Below are 21492 nucleotides of genomic sequence, written 5' to 3'. Positions count from 1 at the left end.
CCGGCGCTTGAGCCTTCCCCACCGGATGGAACCGCGTACAGTCCCGCCCGTCAACCAAGCGGGGACTTCAGGACATGGACGAGCGACGCAAGAACGTGCGCGACAAGGTCATCTACGGCGCCGTCGCGTCCAAGGACCAGAAGGCCAAGGAATGTGTCGTGCGCGACATTTCCGAGGAAGGCGCCCGTATCGAATTCCGAAGCGGCGCCCGCCTGCCCAAGGACGACATGACGCTGGCCATTGCCCGCAAGGGCCGCTCGTTCCTCGCCAAGGTGATCTGGTGGCGCGACAACATCGTCGGCGTCGCCTTCACCGATCCGCCGGTGGAGAGCAAGGAAAGCTCCGACATCGAAGCGCGGCTGCGCAAGAGCGAGAAGAAGAAGCGCGAGCTGCAAAAGCAGATCCAGAAACTGCTGGGGCAGTAAAGCTCGTCGCATTCTCTCGCAACGACCTCCGCCCAAATCCTGAGGAGCGGCGTACTTACGCCGCGTCTCGAAGGATGGCCACAACTCTCCGTGCATCTCATTCATGGTTCGAGACGGCGCCAAGAGGCGCCTCCTCACCATGAAGGCGGAGTCCGGAACCTTCAAACAAAAACGGCCGGTGATCACTCACCGGCCGTTTTTCATGTCTCGACCTCGGTCAGGCTTATGCCTTCACGAGCGGACCCTTTGCCGAGCCCGAGCCGCCTTTTGGACCACCCGACTTCGGCTTCTTGGCCGCGCCGCGCTTCGCCGGCAGCTTCTCCGGCTTCGGCGTCACGGGACCATCGACGAATTCGAAGCCGATGCTTTCCTGCTCGACGCCGAGCACCGCTTCGTCCTTCTTCAGGATGACGCGGACATGGCCGCCATTCTTGAGCTTGCCGAACAGCAACTCGTCGGCCAGCGGCTTCTTGATGTGTTCCTGGATCACGCGGCCCATCGGGCGCGCACCCATCTGCTCGTCATAGCCGTGCTGGATCAGCCAGGCCTTGGCGGGGTCGGACAGTTCGATGGTGACGTCGCGGTCTGCAAGCTGGGCTTCGAGCTGCAGCACGAACTTCTCCACCACCATCCCGATCACATCCGAGTTCAGATGCGCGAAGGACACGACCGCATCGAGGCGGTTGCGGAATTCCGGCGCGAACTGCCGGTTGATCGCCTCCTGATCCTCGCCTTCCCGCTTGCCACGGGTGAAGCCGAAGGCTGCACGTGCCATGTCGGCGGCGCCGGCATTGGTCGTCATGATCAGGATCACATTGCGGAACGAGACCTGCTTGCCGTTGTGGTCGGTCAGCCGGCCGTGATCCATCACCTGCAGCAACACATTGTACAGATCCGGATGCGCCTTCTCGATTTCGTCGAGCAGCACCACGCAATGCGGGTGCTGATCCACGCCATCGGTGAGCAGACCACCCTGATCGAAGCCGACATAGCCGGGAGGCGCGCCGATCAGGCGCGACACGGTGTGTCGCTCCATATATTCGGACATGTCGAAGCGGATCAGCTCGACACCCAGCGACGACGCCAGTTGCTTCGCCACCTCGGTCTTGCCGACGCCGGTCGGACCCGAGAACAGGTAGCTGCCAATCGGCTTCTCCGGTTCGCGCAAGCCGGCACGCGCCAGCTTGATCGATGCCGCCAGGGCTTCGATCGCCTTGTCCTGCCCGAACACCACGCGCTTCAAAGTCGACTCAAGATGCCGCAGCACTTCGGCATCGTCCTTCGACACGCTCTTGGGCGGGATCCGCGCCATGGTCGCGATGGTGGTTTCGATTTCCTTGATGCCGATCGTCTTCTTGCGCTTGCTCTCGGCCACCAGCATCTGCGCCGCACCGGATTCGTCGATCACGTCGATCGCCTTGTCCGGCAGCTTGCGGTCGTGGATGTAGCGCGACGACAGCTGCACTGCGGCCTCGATGGCTTCGTTGGTATATTTCAGCTTGTGATAGTCCTCGAAATAAGGCTTCAGCCCCTTCAGGATCGAGATCGCGTCTTCAACGGTCGGTTCGTTGACGTCGATCTTCTGGAACCGGCGCACCAGAGCGCGGTCCTTCTCGAAGTGCTGGCGATATTCCTTGTAGGTGGTCGAGCCCATGCAGCGGATCGCGCCCGAAGCCAGAGCGGGCTTGAGCAGATTCGAGGCATCCATCGCGCCGCCCGAGGTGGCGCCGGCGCCAATCACCGTGTGGATTTCGTCGATGAACAGGATCGCATTCGGATGCGCCTCGAGTTCCTTGAGCACCTGCTTCAGGCGTTCCTCGAAGTCACCGCGATAGCGCGTACCGGCCAGCAGCGTGCCCATGTCCAGCGAGAACACGGTGGCCGCCGACAGCACTTCCGGCACATCGCTATCCACGATGCGCTTGGCCAGACCTTCGGCAATCGCCGTCTTGCCGACGCCGGCTTCGCCGACGAATAGCGGATTGTTCTTCTGACGGCGGCACAGGACCTGGATCGCGCGGTTGATCTCGGCCGTACGTCCGATCACCGGATCGATCTTGCCGTCACGCGCCTTCTTGTTGAGGTTGACGCAATAGGTATCGAGCGCCTCGCCCTTCTTCTTGGCGTCGTCGCCGTTCTTGGTCTCGGTCTCTTCGTCAACGCCGCGCACCGGCCGCGCCTCGGAGACCCCCGGCCGCTTGGCAATGCCGTGGCTGATGTAATTCACTGCGTCGTAGCGCGTCATGTCCTGCTCCTGCAGGAAATAGGCGGCATGACTTTCGCGCTCGGCGAATATCGCGATCAGCACATTGGCGCCGGTCACTTCTTCGCGACCCGAGGACTGCACGTGAATGACGGCGCGCTGAATCACACGCTGGAAACCGGCGGTCGGCTTCGCGTCATCCGCACCATCCGTCACCAGATTTTCGAATTCGGTTTCGAGATAATTGACAAGGCTTCCACGCAGCTTGTCGAGATCGACGCTGCATGCCCGCATCACCGCCGCGGCGTCGCTGTCATCCACCAGCGACAGCAGGAGATGCTCCAGCGTCGCATACTGGTGATGCCGCTCGTTCGCGATCGAGAGCGCCCGATGCAGCGATTGTTCAAGGCTTTGAGAAAAAGTTGGCATTCCGCGTCCTCGTTGGCCCCCACCATCATGATCGTCGTTGCCGGGTCAGGCAACAAGAACCTTCTCACATATAGTGATGTCTGGTCGTGGTGGAAGGCTGGTTCCCGCTGCTTGTTGTGACGTGTCCGCAGAGCACGTTGTTCATTCCAGCACACTGTCACATGCGCTGTTGACGCGGCTGGACGGCCGCGTTCGCCTCACATCAGTTCAATGCAAGACCCGTTCCCGGTTTCCGGGAATTCACGGCGAGGCTACTTCTTTTCCATCACGCATTGCAAAGGATGCTGGTGCTTGCGCGCAAAATCCATCACCTGCGTCACTTTGGTTTCGGCAATCTCATAGGTGAAAACGCCGCACTCCCCGATCCCGTGATGATGAACGTGGAGCATGATCTGCGTCGCCGCCTCGGCGTCCTTCTGGAAGAATTTCTCCAGGACATGGACGACGAATTCCATCGGCGTGTAATCATCGTTGAGGATCAGCACGCGATACAGGTTGGGGCGCTTGGTCTTGGGTTTGACCTTGGTGATGACGGAGGTGGCCGGCCCACCGGGCGCGCCGGACCGGTTGTCGTCCTCCGCCATGCCACGCGGCTGCCGGCGGCGATCGTCGGGTGCGCCGGCTACAGGCATCTGGATGCCGTCAGGCATGAATTTCGAAGGTTTCTGGAACATGGCGCCTGTATAAAAGTCCCTAGCGGATAATGGCCAGCCCCGAATTGACAGCGTCCCCAGCCACGACGTGCCAGCGGACGCCTCAGGCGCGGAAGCGCCCCGGGTCGCCCTTGGGCCGGACGCTGTCCGTTGCAGGACCGACGCAGCCAATATGGGTTCCTGGGGCCATTCTCGCAAGCGCACCGCAGGTGCACCGAATGGCTCACCGCGCACCCGCCTGCTGCCCCCCGGTCCGATCAGGGTTAACCGACCGTGCTCGATTTGACCGGATTCGCAAAGCAGCCATTTAACCATCGTTCACGATGATACCGGACGCACGTGCAGCAGCCTGCCAATAGTGGGCCTTTTACTGATTTTCCGAGGACACCTTTACCACCTGTTTAGCCGCAGTCGTGGACATAACCGCCAGAAATCTACCAGTGGTGGTGACAATGTTTATTCAGCCCATGTCGAGCCAGGCAAAGCGTCTTGCATCCCGGTTTGCCCGCCACGACGGCGGCAATATTGCCATGACCTTCGCTGTCGCTCTGGTGCCCCTGCTCGGCTTCGTGGGCGCCGCCGTCGACTATTCCCGCGCCAACGCGGCCCGCGCGGCGATGCAGGTGGCCCTCGACTCTGCAGCCCTGATGGTTTCGAAGGATCTGTCCGGCAATCCCACTCTGTCGGCCGCCGATGTCACGACCAAGGCGACTGCCTATTTCAACGCGCTGTACACCAATACGAATGCCAGCCAGGTGGCGGTGACAGCGAGCTACACGACCAACTCGAAGGACGGCTCGACCGTTACTGTCAACGGCACCGGTGTCGTCGCAACCGATTTCATGAAGATGGTCGGCTTCCCCCAGATGGGGATCAGCGGCGGTTCCACCACGACCTGGGGCTCGACGCGCATGCGCGTCGCCATAGCGCTCGACGTCACCGGCTCGATGGATCAGGACGGTAAGCTGCCGGCTATGAAAACGGCAGCAAAGAATCTGATAGACACGCTGAAAGCATCGGCGTCGCAAACAGCCGACGTTTACATCTCGATCATTCCCTTCAACGTGATGGTCAATGTCGGCATCAGCAACAAGAACGCAAGCTGGCTCGACTGGGATACCAACTATGGCAGTTGTAGCAAATCGAGCTACACGACCAAGAGCACGTGTGTCCTGGCCGGGCAGACCTGGACGGCCAAGAATGTGAACAAGTGGCAGGGATGCGTCACCGATCGCGACAAGACCGACAATTACGATGCGCTTAAGACGCCGCCGGATGTGAACACGCCGGGAACGCTGTACCTTGCGCAGAACTACGGCCAGTGTCCTTCAGAAATCCTGCCGATGAAGTCGGCTTACGACTCCAAGGAATCGGACAGCTCTACCGACGACAATACCTTGAAGGGCAAGATCAACAATCTGATCGCGAACGGCAACACCAACCAGGCCATCGGCCTGCACTGGGCCTGGATGTCGCTGCAGCAAGGGGATCCGCTGAATACACCTGCTAAGGACGCGAACTACAAGTACACCGACGTCGTCATTCTGATGTCCGACGGCTTGAACACGCAGGATCGCTGGTATAACCAGGCGTCGCAGATCGACACACGGCAGGCGCTGCTGTGTAGCAACATCAAGAATTCATTGTATGGATCAACGATCGTCTACACGATCCAGGTCAACACCGGCAACGATCCGGAATCCCAGGTTCTCAAGAACTGTGCAAGCCCAACAGGTCAGTTCTTTCCGGCGACATCAATATCGCAAATGACGCAGGCATTCGCGAACATCGGATCGTCCCTGACCAAGCTCCGCGTGTCCAAATAGGCGACAACAGCGGCGCATGCGCTGAAACAAAAACGCCCGGCCATCATGGCCGGGCGTTTTGATTTGAAAACCGTATCGCTTAGCGCGCCGGGGTCATCCTGGCGACGAAGCCCTCGAAGGGCTTGTAGGCCTGCTTGGCGAGATCGACATAGAGTTCGCTGATCTTGTGCGATTCAGCGACGAAGGATTCATAGGCCGACTTGGCGTATTCGGTCTGCACTTCAAGCACCTTGTCGAGCGACTGCACGCCGGACAGTTTGGTCACGAAGGCGTTGCCGTCCTCGAACGACTTCTTGGTGTAGTCGCCAACCGCGACAGCGATAGCCTGTGCGCCGTTCTGAAGCGTGGCCGCCGATGCGACTGCACTTTCGAACTGCTCCTTGCCGTACTGCTGGATGTCTTCGACCTTGATCACTGCAAATCCTTTCCCGGATTGAACGGGTCAGCCGCGGCCGGGTGAGCCCCGGTCTGATCTGACCGGCCCATCTATCGTGCAGTGCACAACCCAGTCAAGAATCTTGTGCAATGCACAATCTTTACCATTGGCGATAAATGCACGGGTGGCTTGCAAGGGTTGCTTAACCTTTTGGAAACTCGCCGGACCTACCCTGATTTCTTGCATTGGTGCGTTAGGGTCAAAAGCCCAAAAATTGCATGAGTACATACTCTTAGCCAGAATGGCCGCGTATGCTTCTGCCATCCCGCCGAGAGAATGCTCAGGCTGACGCTTAAAACTGAGACACATCTTCGGTGTTGGGCATAATTTAGCCTCACGATCCGGGGAATGAGACTGATCTGACGGGGAAGTTCATGCTTCGCACAACGTTTGCTTCGTCGCGCACCTTGCGGGTGTGCGCTCTTGGGCTGGCAACCCTCAGCATCGCCGTCATCTTTACGACTGACAGCGCGGATGCCCGCCGGCGACATAAGTCGCGAAGCCACGTGGTGCGCGTCTCGAGTTACAATCCCGCCTTCTCCTCGATCATCGTCGACGGCAATTCCGGCGCGGTCCTGTCGTCGAACAATCCGGACGGCTCGCGGCATCCGGCGTCGCTGACCAAGATCATGACGCTGTACATGCTGTTCGAGAAGCTGGAAGCCGGCAAACTCACCCTCGATAGCGAAATGGACGTCTCGCAGCACGCCTCCGTGCAGGCCCCGACCAAACTGGGCCTGCGCCCCGGTCAGACGCTGCGTGTCGAGGATGCCATCAAGGCCCTCGTAACTCGCTCCGCCAACGACGCCGCCGTGGTGATCGCCGAAGCCATTGCCGGCGACGAAGACGACTTCGCCAAGCTGATGACCAAGAAGGCGCGCGCACTCGGCATGAGCCGCACGGTGTATCGCAATGCCTCCGGCCTCCCGGATGATGCGCAGGTGACCACCGCGCGCGACCAGTCGGTGCTCGGCCGTGCCATCCAGGATCGCTTCCCGCGTTATTACCGCTACTTTGCCACCGCCTCCTTCAACTATCGCGGCCGCAATATCCGCAACCACAACCGCCTAATCGGGTCAGTCGAAGGCGTCGACGGCATCAAGACCGGTTACACCCGCGCCTCCGGCTTCAACCTTGTCTCCTCCATGAAGCGCGGCAACCGCTATCTGGTCGGCGTCGTGCTTGGCGGCCGCAGCGGCGGCGCCCGTGACGCCGCGATGCGCAACCTGCTCGCCGAGAACCTGGACAAGGGTGCCACCCGCCGCACCGTGGCCGCGATCACCGAGCGCAATCCGTCCGAAGCCGCAACCGAGGTCGCAGAGGCCGAGGCCCAGGCGCGTCCGACCGAAACCAAACAGGTCAACGGCGCCATTCAGGTGGCCAGTGCCGCGCCGGTCTCCGCTGAGCCGGCCGCCGAGCCGCCGGCTCGCGTCGCCACGCCCGTGGCCCGTCCGTCGGTCTTCGCTGCCGCCACCGCAGCCCTGCCCCCGGCGGCACCGATGCCGCAGGCCCGCAAGCCGGAGCCTGGCCCGCTGAATTCAGGCGTCATCCAGTCCGAAGCCATCTCGGCCATCCCGGGCTCATCGGAACCGATGAAGCCGGTCCGTGTTCGCACCGTTCAGGTCAAGTCCGGTCAGTACAAGCTGGCCTCCGCCGGCGGCGAACAGCCCGCCCCTCCCGCCGCCACCAACACCATCGCGGCGCGCCCGGAAACCACCGCCCGCTCGCCCGAGACCACCAACTCGCTCTATGCCCGCTCGGAGATGCCGCGCCAGCCGGCAGGCTTCGGCACCGGCAATGGGCTTCTCGGCGTCCTGCCGGCCCAGGGAAGCGCTCAGGGCGGCACCCAGATGGCCTATGCCGACCCTGCCCCGCGTAACGTGCCGGCCCCTCAGGCTCCCGCTCCGCAGACGGTACAACAGGGCGGCGCTATCAAACCTGCCGCGATCCACACCGGTTGGATCATTCAGGTCGGTGCACTGGAGAGCGAGAGCGAGGCACGGATTCGCCTCGACGCCGCGCGTGAACAGGCCCGCGGCCTGCTCGGGAAGGCCGATCCGTTCACTGAAACCGTCGTCGGCAAGGGCGACAGGAAGCTCTACCGCGCCCGCTTCGCCGGCCTCGACCGCGAGAAAGCCGAAGCCGTCTGCAAGACCCTGAAGCGTTCCGAGATCTCCTGCATCACCATCAAGAACTGACCGACCCATACCGTCGGATACGCAAATGGCCGGGACATTGTCCCGGCCATTTTGCTTTTGGTCACCATAAATCCCCGTGGCGACAACCTCTCGTCAAGACTTAGCCGCTACAAACTCAGACAGGGATTGATCGACCACGCCGGACAACGGTGGGCGATAGGGCGTTCTCAGAGAAACGGAAGCTGCTCGCAGTTGTAGCGTAAAAGCGTGCTGGAGTTAGCTGCGATGCGTGCGAAGCAGAGTGTCCTTGGCCTCGTTGACCCGGGCCGCCAGGTACGTCGAGCCCCCCTGGTCGGGATGCAGTTTCTTCATGAGGGATCGGTGCGCGCGGCTGATCTCGTCGCGGGCCGCACCCGGCTTCACGCCAAGGATCTGATAAGCCTCCTCCTCCGTCATTTTACTGCCAGACGCCGCGCGGTCGTTCCGCCCTGCCGTATCGCCCTGCGCGTGCTGACGCCAGGCGGGAAACCGGCGGTCAAGATAACTTTCAAGTAACGCCACGCTCTCCGCATCGAAGCCGGCCATCATCGCCGCCAGTTGCGGCAGGTCGAATGCATCGAGCGATTGTCCGGCATAGGGGCCAGCCACGATCCGTCCGCTGAGCTGGCCGCTGTCGTGGTCGAGGGTCATGTCCAGAAAAGCCGAGCGGACCTGCGAGGTCTGGCCGGGCGACTTTGCCCCGCCTCCGAACATGCCGCCGATATTGCCGAAGCCCGCGGTGCCGAACGGCGCCCAGCCCAAGAGGCCCGCACCGAAGATTCCCAGCGGGATCGCCACCGCCAGTTCGCCCTTGATGCCGGTGAAGGCCGCAACGGCCAGCGCCAGCACACCGCCGGCCAGCTTGATGCCGCGCGCCAGCAGCGTCGGATTTGCCGAGCGGAACATCTGCAGCAGCGTATAGAGCACAAAGACGGCGAGCGCGCCGGCGATCAAAGTAGGCATGAGCTTTAGATAGTCGGTTGCGGCCTCTCGCGAAAGCCGCGCCTTACTTCATCTGGCCGAGCAGCTTTGCCGCACCCGGTGCCGATGATGCCAGCCGCGTCAGAGCTTCCCGTCCGCCGGCGGCATAGGCGGCCACCGCGCGCAGCAATTCGCGAAGCTGCGCAGCCGCTCCCGGATCGAACCGGCACCAGGCGCCGCCGGTGAGCCGTGCAATCTCGCGAAACGCCTGTTCGGCGGCCGGGTCCTGGCCTTCCTGGAACATGAAGACCGGCACTTTCAGGAGGCCAAGTTCACCGGCCCGCGCACAGAGCTCGTCGACGGACTCCTCCATGGCGTCGCCCACGAACACCAGCGCGCGCACGCCGGAGGCCACCGCCTCGCGCCGCGTCTCCGACAGCACCCTGCCAATCTGCGTGTGTCCGCCCTGGCAGGAGATCTTGCCCATCAGCCGCGCCAGTTGCGCGGTGTCCGAAATCCAGCCGGTCGCGCGACACTCACTGAGGCCACGGAAATAGACGAGACGGATATCGAGACTGCCGATCGATGCGGCCTCGCGAAACATGTCGGCCTGCAGCGTGCAGGCCATGTCCCAGGTCGGCTGCCGGCTCAAGGTGGCATCGAGCGCGAATACCAGCCGCCCGCGCCCGCCCGCCGCATGCGGCGCCATCGCTTTTGCTTTTGCGACAAATGCTGCGATGTCGGCCGATGCCGACGGTTGGGCCAGCGCATCGGTCTTGGATTTGGGAATGGTGGGATCGCTGGCCATTTTAACTCGCGCTTGCTGCGAGCTTCATGTGGCGAGCACGGGCGGCGCGGTCAACCGCGCAGCGCAGAACTCAATTCACGCTCGGCGTATATTGCGCGATCTTGCTCGGGTCAGCCACATTGCTCTGCTGAGCCGGCTGTTCGAGGATCTTCGGCTTGCCGTTGACCGGCGCCAGCTTGCTGTCGTCGTCGAGGAACTTGTCGAGCAGTCCCTGAATCTTAGTCTTCAGGGTATCGGGGCCCCGATCGCTCATGTCGGTATGCTGCGCGCCGGTGTTCACGACCGTGATACCGGCCTTCTCGCAAATGTCGTCATCCGGCACCACGCCGGGATCCGGCTTGAACACCGAGTCGTGCGAACGGAACGACAGGATCTTGAACTTGCCATCGGTCATGAACGGCACGCGCAGATTATCCAGCGTCACGACCTTCTTGACGTCATCCGGGAATTCCTTGGCGTAGAACATCGAGATGTCACCGCCGTTGGAATGACCGACCAGTGTCAGATGATCATAGTCGGAGTTCGGCTGAATCTTCTTCAGCTCCTTGACCGCAAACTTGATGTTCTGCACGCCGCGCTCATAGACCGGCAGACGGCCAACATAGATCTCGCCGACCTTGGTCACGAGCGGAGCGTCGGTATCGAGATCGTGCTGGATGCTGACGGCCATATAGCCGCGCGCCGCAAACACGTTCGCGAGGAACGAGTATTCGGTGAACTTGACGGTGTTACCGTGATTGAGGACTGCGACCGGCAAGGTGATCATGCCGGCATTGGCCTGCATTTCCTTGTCGCGGCGAACGGCAATGTCGACCTGCACGGGACGATTACGCGACGCGTCGAAGAACGTCAGCGTCTCATGCCGAATGGCCCACTTCGACGCGGTAAAATACGCGGCGGTGGTCAGCACGCAAACCGAAAGCAGGATGAGAAGTCCGCGTTTCATGTTCGTCCCTGATCGGCCACTCAGCTAGAAGGCCGTTGGCCGGCTACAGCACTTAATGGGCCGAAATGGCCTCAACCGGCTGCTTCAACAGCATATATGTCACAGCCCGGTGACAGGAAGGCTAAATATTGTGAATTCCGAGCCATGTTATTGTGCGTCGCACCCGTTTCTTGTGCATCTGCTAAAGAAAACCACGACCGAATTGAGCGATTTTGAACGAACTTCGCAAGAGATCGGAATTTCAAAAACGCCCTGATTTCAACGACAAATCAACTGTCGAACGGGCTACTCGTTCCCCGGTAAAAGACAATGATACCTGTACTATCAGCGCAAAGTTGAGTGCGGCGGCGTTCATAGCCCGCCGAACGGACAGCGCCGGCTTTACCAGGTGGACGCGACTCAGTTGCCAAGGATGTCGTGAACATCCAGCGGCTTGTCGACCTGCGCAAACCACTCGGCGCGGTTGGCGGCCCGGCGACGGCCACGCTCATCGAGCGGGAGCTTCAACTTGCGCAGCAGTTCGATGACTTCCTCGCGCGCCGTGACATGGCCCATGCTCGGACGGCGCCCGAGCGTGGCTTCGTTGAGATCGTCGAGCGCCGTCAGGCCACGCGGGAAGAACTCACGATACATCACGCGCTCGGCGAGACCATCGATGGCGCGGAAACCGAGCTGCAGCGAGAGTTGATCGAGCACGCCGGCGACCAGCATCTTGTTGCGCGAGCCGAGCATCGAGAGCCGGTTGCGCACCACGATCCAGTCTGTGGTGGACCCATCGTGCTGACGGCGCTTGCGCCGCGCCTCGCGCGCCATCTTCGAATAGTGGCTCTCGCCGGTCACCTTGTAGGTAACGGGATCGACGGCGCCGAGCACATCGAAATCGAGGAAGCTGTCATTGATCGGCGTCACCAGCGTATCGGCCATCGAATGCGCCAGACGCATCAGATAGGTATCGCTGCCGGGCGTATCTATGACGATGAAATCATGGGTGCGCTCCACCGCGCTCACTGCGGCCATGAACTGCTCGAGTTCGAAGGCTTCGTTGTCCGCAATCTGCATCGTCTCGCCGAGCCTGATGCAGCTATGGGTCGGCACGTCGAGCCCGAGCCCGCAACTGGCGGCCCATGCGGAGCGGTTGGCGATGTAGCGCGTAAAACTCTGCTGGCGGCAATCGAGATCGATGGTGGCGACACGCTGGCCGGCCTTCAAAAGCGCCACGGCGATGTGGAGTGCGGTGGTCGATTTGCCCGACCCGCCCTTCTCATTGCCGAGCACGACCACATGCGCCGTGCCGGACTGCCCCTGGGTGGTTTGCATCAGCATCGTACAATCCTTCAATCCATCTTCAAATCGCGAGGGATGGCGGTGGTCAAGCGAAATGCATGGGCATTCCGCCGTGCGGGCGACCAGTCGCGCTTAATCATGAATCGCCGGCCAGTTGCGGCATCGGGACACCCGCCAGCCTGGTATCGTGAGGCTTGGGTGATCCCGCCAGCTTTGATAAGCAGGGCGCACGCCCTCACCCGCCGCAGCCAGCAACAAGAACGAGCCGCAATGCCCCGCACTCCGATCGTCGCCCGCACCCTGCCCGCCCTTCGCAAGGCACTCGACGGCCTGCGCGCGCGCAAGGCGACCATTGGCCTGGTGCCGACCATGGGCGCGCTGCATGACGGCCACGTCTCGCTGGTCCGCCTCGCCCAGCGCCGCACCAGCAAGGTCGTGGTGTCGATTTTCGTCAATCCGACGCAGTTCGCGCCGACCGAGGACTTCGGCTCCTATCCGCGGACCTGGAAGAGCGACCTCGCCAAGCTGACCGAAGCCGGCGTCGACCTGATCTGGAATCCCGACGCCAAGGTGATGTATCCGGAAGGCTTCGCAACCAGGATCACCACCGAAGGTCCGGCCACCGCCGATCTCGAGGATCGGTTTCGCCCGCATTTCTTCGGCGGCGTCGCCACCGTCGTCGGCAAGCTGTTCACGCAGGTGCGGCCCGACATGGCGTTCTTCGGCGAGAAGGACTATCAGCAGCTCAAGGTCGTGACGCGCATGGCGCGGGATCTCGATCTCGGCGTCAAGGTGACCGGCGCCACCACCGTACGCGAACGCGACGGCCTCGCGATGTCGTCGCGCAACGTCTATCTCTCGCCGGAAGACCGCGCGACCGCACCGGTGCTGTATCGCGCGATGAAGGAAACTGCCAAGCGCTTGCGTGCCGGCGATAGTTTCGAGGCCGCCATGGCGGGCGGCGCCGCGATGATCACCGCGGCAGGCTTCGCACTCGACTACTTCGAGGCGCGCCATGCGGAGTCACTGGCGCCAGTTACCTCGATGAAGGACGGCCCGGTGCGCCTGCTGGTGGCCGCAAGGATCGGCAAGACGCGGCTGATCGACAATATCGGGGTGTAGTCCACCTCGTCATTCCGGGGCAGGACGGACCGCGCAGCGGGCCGAACTGAGCCCGGAATCTTGGAGTGTTTTTGACAGTGTGGGGCGGCAAGACAGCACTCAAACATTTTTTCCTATTCGTATTGACAACATCCCCATCTTGATTATTTTCCCCTTCGTCCTGCCCCACCGAGAGGGGCGATCGCGATCGTCACGATTGCGGGGCGGGAGGCGGTGGACGCCGGAGATGCGGCGTCACGGGATGTGTGGGGTACGGCTGTCTTCGGGCAGGCCGCATCGCCTGCGGTCAGGATACCACTGGGACAGGCGGCACGGCTTGGTTGCGGATGGAACGAGCCCGCGGATCACGCGACGGACGACCAGATTCGAAACGCGTCCGGCCCAAGAGCTTGTGCTCCCCCGGCCCTGTCGCGCAGGGCCAAACAAGGGTGACCTTGATCGGTTGCTTGGGCAAGCATCGGCAAGTCGACAAAACACCGCAGGCGGAACGTCGGGCAATGGCCCGTGCTTTCCGAAAGTCCTGATGCATATCCTTGCGGAAGACCGCATTGGCATCAGGCCCAGGGGTGCATCGGGCACCCGGCGTTCCGCACGCCCTCTCACAGGGGGGCGGGAATGCAGGAGACGACGGCGCCCCCCGCGCCGCCAACAACAGGGGCGATGACGCATGTCTGGAGAACAGTGGCTGTTTGAAATTCGAATCTGTAATGACGCCGAAGCGTCAGGCCGTAGGATGGGTAGAGCGTCTTCGCGAAACCCATCATTCACGCGCAAGAAAGCGATGGGTTTCGCTTCGCTCTACCCATCCTACGCTGTGCACCGTCATGCCCGGTAACGCGGAAGCAAGTTCGGCCATGACAAATGAGAGCGTTACGCATGATCGTAGGATGGGTAGAGCGCAGGCGCGCAGCGCGCCGGAGCGAAACCCATCATTCACGCGCAAGAAAGCGATGGGTTTCGCTTCGCTCTACCCATCCTACGCTGTGCACCGTCATGCCCGGTAACGCGGAAGCAAGTTCGGCCATGACAAATGAGAGCGTTACGCATGATCGTAGGATGGGTAGAGCGCAGGCGCGCAGCGCGCCGGAGCGAAACCCATCATTCACGCGCAAGAAAGCGATGGGTTTCGCTTCGCTCTACCCATCCTACGCTGTGCACCGTCATGCCCGGTAACGCGGAAGCAAGTTCGGCCATGACAAATGAGAGCGTTACGCATGATCGTAGGATGGGTAGAGCGCAGGCGCGCAGCGCGCCGGAGCGAAACCCATCATTCACGCGCACGAAAGCGATGGGTTTCGCTGCGCTCACCCCATCCTACGCGATCACAACGAGCCGCCCCTACTCCGCCGCGATTTGCCGCGGCGCCGGCGGCGGATTGGCGAGGTCCTTGGCGAGTTCGGCATAGCGTGCCTTCGCCGCCACGACCGAGGCTTCCTTCACCGGGCCGTAGCCGCGAATGCTGTCCGGCAGCGAGAGGAGCTGCACGGCGGTATCCACCGTGAGCGGCGACAGCAGGTTGAGCACCGTGGCGACGTCCCTCTCATAGCCGGCGATCAGGTCGCGCTCCAGCTTGCGATCGGCACTGTAGCCGAACACATCCAGCGGCGTGCCGCGCAAGGTGCGCAGCTTCGCCAGAATGCGAAACAACGGCAGCATCCAGGCGCCAAAGGCGCGCTTCTTCGGCCGACCCGACGCATCGATGCCGGGCAGCATCGGCGGCGCGAGATTGAAGCTGATCTTGACGTCGCCCTCGAACTGATCGCGCAGCTGCTTCTCGAACTTGCCGTCGGTATAGAGCCGCGCAACCTCGTATTCATCCTTGTAGGCGAGCAGCTTGGCATAATTGATCGCTACCGCGCGTGGCAGTTCATCATCGTACCCCCCGCGCATGGCGGCTTCGCGCACCATATCGACCATCGCCTGATAGCGTTCGGCGAGCTTGGCACTCTGATAGTCCGTGAGCAGTCCGCTGCGATGGGCGACGATCTCATCGAGGCTCATCTCATCCAGTGTCTTCGGCGCGATGGTCTCATCGGCGCCCTTGAGCATGTCGGCGAGCCGTGCCGGATCGGCGGCCGCAAGACGGCCAAGCTGGAACGCCAGCATGTTCATCTTGATCGACACACCGTTGAGTTCGATGGCCTGTTCGATGGATGCCGCCTGCAGCGGAAGCAGCCCCTGCTGATAGGCGAAGCCCATCATCATCATGTTGGTGGCGATGGAATCGCCAAGCAGCGCCTCCGCCGCCTTGGTGAAATCGAGGAACGTCGATTCCTTGCGCAGCGACATTTCCAGCACGTTGTTGACCTTGCGGGACTGGAAATTGAAGTCGCGGTTGCGCACGAAATCCGCAATCGGAATGAGATGGGTGTTGACGATGCCATAGGTACGCGAACTCTCGCAGAGCGAGATCGTGTCCTTGGCAATGGCCACCACTTCATCGGCCGCGATCAGGACATCCGCCGTACCGGTAACGATGCGCGAGCAGGTGACGTCGCCGGTGTCGTTGGCGAGACGAACATGGCTGAGCACCGCGCCGCCCTTTTGAGCGAGGCCGGACATATCGAGGATCATCGAGGCCTTGCCCTCGATATGCGCCGCCATGCCGAGCAGCGCGCCAATGGTCAGCACGCCGGTGCCGCCGACGCCGCCGACCGCTACATTATAGGGCTTGTCGAGCGTTGGCCGCGATGCCGGCTCCGGCAGCACGCCGATCGTGCCGAGTTCGACCGGCGCCTTGCGCTTCAGCTTGCCGCCATCGACCGTGACGAAGGACGGGCAGAAGCCCTTGAGGCACGAATAGTCCTTGTTGCAGGAGGACTGATTGATGGTGCGCTTGCGACCCAATGGAGTCTCCAGCGGCTCCACCGAAATACAGTTCGACTGCACCGAGCAATCGCCGCAGCCTTCGCAGACTGCAGGATTGATGATGACGCGGCGCTGCGGATCTTCGAGAATGCCCTTCTTGCGGCGACGGCGCTTCTCGGCCGCGCAGGTCTGCACGAACACGATGGCCGAGCAGCCCGGCACCTCGCGGCAGGCCTTCATCACGCGGTCGAGTTCGTCGCGATGCGCCAGCTTGGTACCCGGCGCGATGGTGCTCGCCGGATAGAGATCGGGATTTTCCGAGACCAGATAGATCTCGCGGATGCCCTCGCTGTGCAGCTGGAACGTAATCTGCTGCGGCGACAGATCGCCGTCGTGTTTCTGCCCGCCGGTCATGGCGACGGCGTCGTTATAGAGAATCTTGTAGGTGATGTTCGCCTTGGAGGCGATCGACTGGCGGATCGCCAGCGAGCCGGAATGGAAGTATGTGCCGTCGCCGAGATTGGCGAAAATATGCTTCTCCTTGGTGAAGGGCGCGATGCCGGTCCATGGCACGCCCTCGCCGCCCATATGGGTGAAGGTCTCGGTGGAGCGATCCATCCACAGCGACATGAAGTGGCAGCCGATGCCGGCCAGCGCGCGCGAGCCCTCGGGGACCTTGGTCGAGGTATTGTGCGGGCAGCCCGAACAGAAATACGGCGTGCGCGTGATCGGCACCACATTCTGGACCTGCGAGGCCTCACGTCCGTGAAACCAGTCGGCCTTGGCGCGCAGCAGTGCTGCGATCTCGGGATCAATCTCCATCGCCAGCAGGCGATCCACCAGCGAGGTCGCGACCTTGGCAACGCTCAGCTCTTCTGCGAATGGCAGGAAGCGATGATCGTGGGAATCCATCTTGCCGACGATGCGCGGACGCACATCGTCGCGCCAGTTGAACAGCTCCTGCTTGACCTGGTTCTCGACAATCTCGCGGCGCTCTTCGACGATGAAGATCTCCTCGAGACCGACCGCGAATTTGCGCACGCCTTCCGGCTCCAGCGGCCACGGCATGCCGATCTTGTAGAGGCGCAGACCAATCTTTGCGGCAACCTCCTCGGTAATGCCGAGCTCACGCAGCGCCTGCCGTACGTCCTCATAGCTCTTGCCGGACGCCATGATGCCGAAGCGCGCATTCGGCGAGTCCATGGTGACGCGATTGATGTTGTTGGCGCGGGCAAAGGCGATGGCAGCAAAGCCCTTGTAGTCCTGCAGACGGCGATCCTGCACGTAACGATCGTCCGGCCAGCGCAGGTTCAGACCGTCCGGCGGCATTTCGAAGTCGGTCGGGATGTTGAACGGTGTCATCTCGTCGTTGAGATTGATCTCCGCCGTGGTTTCCACGGTCTCGGTGATCACCTTCATGCCGACCCAGCAGCCGGAATAGCGCGACATGGCAATGCCGAGCAGGCCCATCTCGATCATCTCGTGGATCGACGATGGATAGAGATACGGCATCAGCGCCGAGATGAAGGCGTGGTCCGACTGATGCGGCACGGTCGAGGATTTGGCGCCGTGATCGTCGCCAGCGAGGCACAGAACGCCACCGAATTTCGCGGAGCCTGCGGCATTGCCGTGGCGGAAGACGTCGCCGCAGCGATCGACGCCCGGGCCCTTGCCGTACCAGATACCGACGACGCCATCATATTCGGCGCCGGGCGAGAGATTGAGTTGCTGGGTGCCCCAGATCGCGGTGGCCGCGAGGTCTTCGTTGACGCCGGGCTGGAATTTCACTCCGTACTGATCGAGATGTTTGCGGGCCGCCATCAGCTGCTGGTCGTAGCCGCCGAGCGGTGAGCCGCGATAGCCGGTGACGAAGGCTGCGGTGTTGAGGCCCGCCGCACGGTCCCTGCGGACCTGCGCCATGGGCAGCCGCACAAGGGCCTGGATGCCGGTCAGAAAGATGTGGCCGGAGCCCTGGGTGTATTTCTGATCGAGACTGATCGCGCCTTGATTGATTCCCATTCCCGCCCTCGTCACTGCCGCCCCCTGAGCTATCGCCCGGGATCGTGCCGTCCGGCCTGCTGGCCCTGTTTATTTGGGGTCATTCGACTCCCTTAGAAACAGTCTATGTTGGATTTTGAACGGGGCGCACCACAATTCTGGGCAATGGTGCCCCGCGTCCAAAGAACGCAACTTCATGATGAAAGGAGGCCAGATGCCTGGCACGTTGTGTCGTGGCGAAGGCCGCTGGCGCAAGGAGATAAGCGTGTGCAGTGCAACAGATTGCGGCCGGCGGGATGGAGCAGGCATCATCCCAAGCACGAATGAGGGTATGGGCCCATAAGCCCGTATCCAGAGACGGATCGACGCAAGCCTGATGAAGGCAAGGCAATTGGCGGCGAGCGTGTCATAGCGGATGGCACGATGTCGGCATCGCCTGATCCTGCTGAAGAGCCGCTCCACCGGGTTCGAGATTGCGCCGCCCGAGATACCGGCGTGTCCGACAGACAGTTTCGCGGCACATTCCGCTATCATTCGAACACATGAAGACGTCGCCTACGCATAGTGGTTAGCACCTTCGGTCGTTCAGCTCTGGGGACGTATCCTCATGCCCAACATAGACGCGGACAGCGAGAGCTATCGCGCGAGCCACCAGGCGGCGGATATCGTTGCCGACTATGTCAACACTTTCGAAGTGGGCTATTGCGCGGCGTTGTGGCGGAAAATCGAACGGCCCTTGCTCGAAAACATTCTGCGCCCGCTTGGAGGGCCGGAGCGAACAAGCCTCGATTTCGCCTGCGGAACCGGACGCATTGCCAAGGTCGCAGCCTTGTTCTTCGGCTCGGTGGTCGGAGTCGATGTGTCGGAAGCCATGCTCTTGGCAGCGTCAGTCCCCGACAACGTGACACTGCTATGCACCGATATCACGAACGCCCCTGGCCAACAGATATTTGACGTCGCCACCGCGTTTCGGTTTTTCCTGAATGCAGAGGACGCGCTTAGGCGCGACGCCTTGCGGGCGATCTATCGGCACCTCCGCAAGGGCGGCGTGTTGGTGTGCAACATCCAACTGAATGCAACGTCGCCGATCGGGGTGCTCAGTCGTATCCTAAACCGGGCATATCCGGGAAAGCCTCGAAACACCCTGACTTTGGATCAATTTTCAAGAGTGCTGTGTGATGAGGGATTTGAGGTAGTTGAGAGCACCTATTACGGCTATCTCCCGCGACCGGGCCGTTTCTTTCCGCGCCTCTGTGAGGTGCTGATCGAACCATTCGAAAAGGTATGCCGGAGCCTCAAGGTCCCGGGATTTCTCGCGGAGAATTTTCTTGTTGTGTCGCGAAAGGCCTAGGGCCGAAGCGCATGTGGACGCCGTTGTTTGGGTCCGGGCAGAATCTCTGTTTATGCGTTCACCGCGTCGTCGGGGAATATCTCGCCGATGATCTTCATCAGGTCGGCTTCGCGAAACGGCTTGCGCAGATAGGCGCGGAAACGCCCTGCCCGGTCGCGGACCACATGCTCCAGCAGCGAGGTCATGACCACCACTGGAATGATGCGAAGGCGCTCCTCCTGCCCCATCGCCGCAATCAGGCCCGCCCCATCGACAAACGGCATCATGAAATCGGTGAGGACAAGATCCGGCGTGTCCCGATGCAGAATGTCGAGCGCCTCGCGGCCATTGCCGGCCACGAGAACATTGAAGGCGTTCTCGCTCAACAGGACTTCGAGCCAGTCGGCGATCGCCCATTCGTCCTCGACAATCAGGACAGTTCGCACCGTTATTCTCCAGTCAACTTGAGATCCGTCGATGGAGTTGGTGCAGGTCCCTGACTTGAGATGTCCCTAAGGATGCGCTCCGCGCTGTGGAAATCGGCATCGAGAACAATGCCGCCGTCAATGATTTCAAAGCGGCGCATGCGCATATCGGTCCGGCGGTCGCGCGATTTCAGAATGGTCATCAGTCGATGGTTTTCCGAGCGCAGGGCTGCGAGATGCAGCGCGATGATGTTCTCGGCGACCGCCGATAGACCGGTCTGGTTGACGCCCTTGAGCGGCTGCCCGGGTGTCATGCCAGCGTGATCCGTTTCTGCCGTCGCCAGCGTGGTAACACCGAGTGCGCGCAACTCGTTGCAAAGCGCCGACAAAAAAGACCCGATGCGGGCCTTCTCATCGGTGAGTTTCGAGAAGCCCTCGATGCCGTCGATCACTAGGCGCCGAATCCCGTTCTGCCTGATGGTCGAGAGCAGTTCGGTGGCGACCTCGTCGAGCACGGCTTCGGTCTGCGGGCGCCACATGAGGGTGACCTTGTCGCCGCGCGATTTCAGCGGCAGCTTGAGGCTGTCGGCCTTGATCCGCAGCGCCATCGGGTTCTCGTGAAACCCGAACAGCATCGCCGGCTCATGGGCGGAACCGCCGGTCAGGAACTGCAGACCGGCCGTGGTCTTGCCCGAGCCCGACGGGCCGAGCACCACAGTCACCGAATGCGTATCGACGCCGCCGCCAAGCATCCTGTCGACGCCGCCGATGCCGACGGAGACCATCGGACCGTCGGCGCTGTCCCACACGCTCGGCGTCTCCAATAGCGCCTCGATGCGCGGATAGATGCTGTGACCATGCTCGGTGATGCGATAGGAATGTTTGCCTCCCATGAACCAACTGCCACGCAGTTTGTGGACCTGAAGCGAACGCTCGGCGCGTCGGCCATGCAGTGCCGACTGCAGCTCGATGAGACCGTCCACCATCGTATGCTCCGGCGGATGCGCATCGGCGTCGAAGGCGCTGGTCAGCAGGAACATGGTGCAATTGCTGAAGGCAGCCTGGGTCTGCAATTCGTGGATGAATTTCTTCAGCTCGAGTTCGGAGCGCGCCTTCTCATGCACGGTGATAAGGCCATCGAGCACCAGAATGCTGGCGTTCCGGGTACGGACCTCGCGGCGGACCACATCGAGCAGCCCGCGCAGCCCGTCGTCTTCCAGCGTCTTGAAGGCGCCAACATAGGACATGCGATCCGGGATCGCCGCTTCATCGAAGAAGGTCAGCCGCCGCATATGCCCGATCATGCGGGCGTGGCTCTCCGCAAGCAGCGTGATGTAAAGCGCGTTACGCCCCTGCGCAGCCTGCGCAAAACAGATCTGGTTGCCCAGAATCGTCTTTCCGGCGCCCGGGGCGCCCTGAATGATGTAGATGCCGCCGTCGAAAACGCCCCCGCCCAGGATCGCGTCGAGACCCGGTACGCCGGTTGCAAACCGGCCGCTGTCGCCACTCATTCAGAAACTGCCCCTAAGCTGTCACCCATGACGGTGAGATGCTGAAACGCAGGAGCAGGCAATGAGTTCCAAAGCTTTCTTAGAAATATTTCGAAACGCAGCCAATGCGCAAGGCAGGCTCCCGCAAATGGCAGCCCCGAAACGGAACATCGGCCTTTACGCGCCATTGGTGTCCGGTCACCCTGACGGT

At 61.7% G+C, this 21492-nt stretch carries 15 protein-coding genes; 5 read left to right on the top strand and 10 right to left on the bottom strand.

The genetic code is table 11. The features are described 5' to 3' along the window. The first annotated feature begins 74 nt into the window (after positions 1 to 74). Complete coding sequence (locus tag AC1RLZ_RS02350) at positions 75 to 425, top strand: PilZ domain-containing protein (RefSeq protein ID WP_371425035.1); 351 nt, start codon at positions 75 to 77, stop codon at positions 423 to 425. A 223-nt stretch (positions 426 to 648) separates the two neighbouring features. Here AC1RLZ_RS02350 and clpA read toward each other — a convergent pair whose 3' ends face one another. Further along, positions 649 to 3057 carry an ATP-dependent Clp protease ATP-binding subunit ClpA gene (clpA, locus tag AC1RLZ_RS02345; RefSeq protein WP_493187312.1) on the bottom strand — a complete coding sequence of 803 codons (2409 nt, stop codon included), beginning with the start codon at positions 3055 to 3057 and terminating at the stop codon, positions 649 to 651. A 251-nt stretch (positions 3058 to 3308) separates the two neighbouring features. Further along, entirely contained in the window at positions 3309 to 3641 is a 333-nt protein-coding gene (clpS, locus tag AC1RLZ_RS02340) for an ATP-dependent Clp protease adapter ClpS (RefSeq protein ID WP_371425048.1), read from the bottom strand. Positions 3642 to 4162: 521 nt separating this feature from the next. On the opposite strand from clpS, the gene AC1RLZ_RS02335 reads away from it, so the two are divergent. After that, positions 4163 to 5536 (top strand): TadE/TadG family type IV pilus assembly protein, encoded by a 1374-nt coding sequence (locus AC1RLZ_RS02335; protein ID WP_493187311.1) that lies wholly within the window; start codon positions 4163 to 4165, stop codon positions 5534 to 5536. A 79-nt stretch (positions 5537 to 5615) separates the two neighbouring features. Here the strand turns inward: AC1RLZ_RS02335 and AC1RLZ_RS02330 are convergent, their stop codons facing one another. Then, the gene (locus AC1RLZ_RS02330; RefSeq protein WP_371425038.1) at positions 5616 to 5951 is read right to left on the bottom strand and encodes a phasin family protein; all 336 of its coding nucleotides are present in this window, start codon (positions 5949 to 5951) and stop codon (positions 5616 to 5618) included. 395 nt (positions 5952 to 6346) lie between these two features. On the opposite strand from AC1RLZ_RS02330, the gene AC1RLZ_RS02325 reads away from it, so the two are divergent. Continuing rightward, positions 6347 to 8170, top strand: a complete 1824-nt coding sequence (locus AC1RLZ_RS02325) for a serine hydrolase (protein ID WP_493187310.1) — start codon at positions 6347 to 6349, stop codon at positions 8168 to 8170. 216 nt (positions 8171 to 8386) lie between these two features. Here the strand turns inward: AC1RLZ_RS02325 and AC1RLZ_RS02320 are convergent, their stop codons facing one another. The 4 genes from AC1RLZ_RS02320 to AC1RLZ_RS02305 all read right to left on the bottom strand — a co-directional run bounded on the left by AC1RLZ_RS02320 (position 8387) and on the right by AC1RLZ_RS02305 (position 12147). Then, positions 8387 to 9112: a DnaJ domain-containing protein gene (locus AC1RLZ_RS02320; RefSeq protein ID WP_493187309.1), complete on the bottom strand. Its 726-nt coding sequence runs from the start codon at positions 9110 to 9112 to the stop codon at positions 8387 to 8389. A gap of 43 nt (positions 9113 to 9155) precedes the next feature. Then, on the bottom strand, positions 9156 to 9878 hold the full coding sequence (locus AC1RLZ_RS02315; protein WP_493187308.1) for a vWA domain-containing protein: 723 nt from the start codon (positions 9876 to 9878) through the stop codon (positions 9156 to 9158). 70 nt (positions 9879 to 9948) lie between these two features. Beyond that, positions 9949 to 10824 (bottom strand): alpha/beta fold hydrolase, encoded by an 876-nt coding sequence (locus AC1RLZ_RS02310; protein WP_493187307.1) that lies wholly within the window; start codon positions 10822 to 10824, stop codon positions 9949 to 9951. A 399-nt stretch (positions 10825 to 11223) separates the two neighbouring features. Further along, on the bottom strand, positions 11224 to 12147 hold the full coding sequence (locus AC1RLZ_RS02305) for a division plane positioning ATPase MipZ (protein WP_493187306.1): 924 nt from the start codon (positions 12145 to 12147) through the stop codon (positions 11224 to 11226). Between the two features lie 231 nt (positions 12148 to 12378). Between AC1RLZ_RS02305 and panC the strand changes: the two genes are divergently transcribed. Next, positions 12379 to 13230: a pantoate--beta-alanine ligase gene (panC, locus tag AC1RLZ_RS02300; RefSeq protein WP_493187305.1), complete on the top strand. Its 852-nt coding sequence runs from the start codon at positions 12379 to 12381 to the stop codon at positions 13228 to 13230. Between the two features lie 1338 nt (positions 13231 to 14568). On the opposite strand, the gene AC1RLZ_RS02295 is transcribed toward panC, so the two are convergent. Beyond that, positions 14569 to 18057: an indolepyruvate ferredoxin oxidoreductase family protein gene (locus AC1RLZ_RS02295; protein ID WP_493187304.1), complete on the bottom strand. Its 3489-nt coding sequence runs from the start codon at positions 18055 to 18057 to the stop codon at positions 14569 to 14571. Positions 18058 to 18643: 586 nt separating this feature from the next. On the opposite strand from AC1RLZ_RS02295, the gene AC1RLZ_RS02290 reads away from it, so the two are divergent. Beyond that, positions 18644 to 19387 carry a class I SAM-dependent methyltransferase gene (locus AC1RLZ_RS02290; RefSeq protein WP_493187303.1) on the top strand — a complete coding sequence of 248 codons (744 nt, stop codon included), beginning with the start codon at positions 18644 to 18646 and terminating at the stop codon, positions 19385 to 19387. Between the two features lie 50 nt (positions 19388 to 19437). On the opposite strand, the gene AC1RLZ_RS02285 is transcribed toward AC1RLZ_RS02290, so the two are convergent. Then, positions 19438 to 19812, bottom strand: a complete 375-nt coding sequence (locus tag AC1RLZ_RS02285) for a response regulator (RefSeq protein ID WP_493187302.1) — start codon at positions 19810 to 19812, stop codon at positions 19438 to 19440. Between the two features lie 2 nt (positions 19813 to 19814). Then, entirely contained in the window at positions 19815 to 21302 is a 1488-nt protein-coding gene (locus tag AC1RLZ_RS02280) for an RAD55 family ATPase (protein ID WP_371420887.1), read from the bottom strand. Positions 21303 to 21492: the final 190 nt, after the last annotated feature.

This window comes from Tardiphaga sp. GW822-FHT04G09, assembly GCF_058800725.1.
This window is presented reverse-complemented; position numbering and strand designations above follow the sequence as displayed.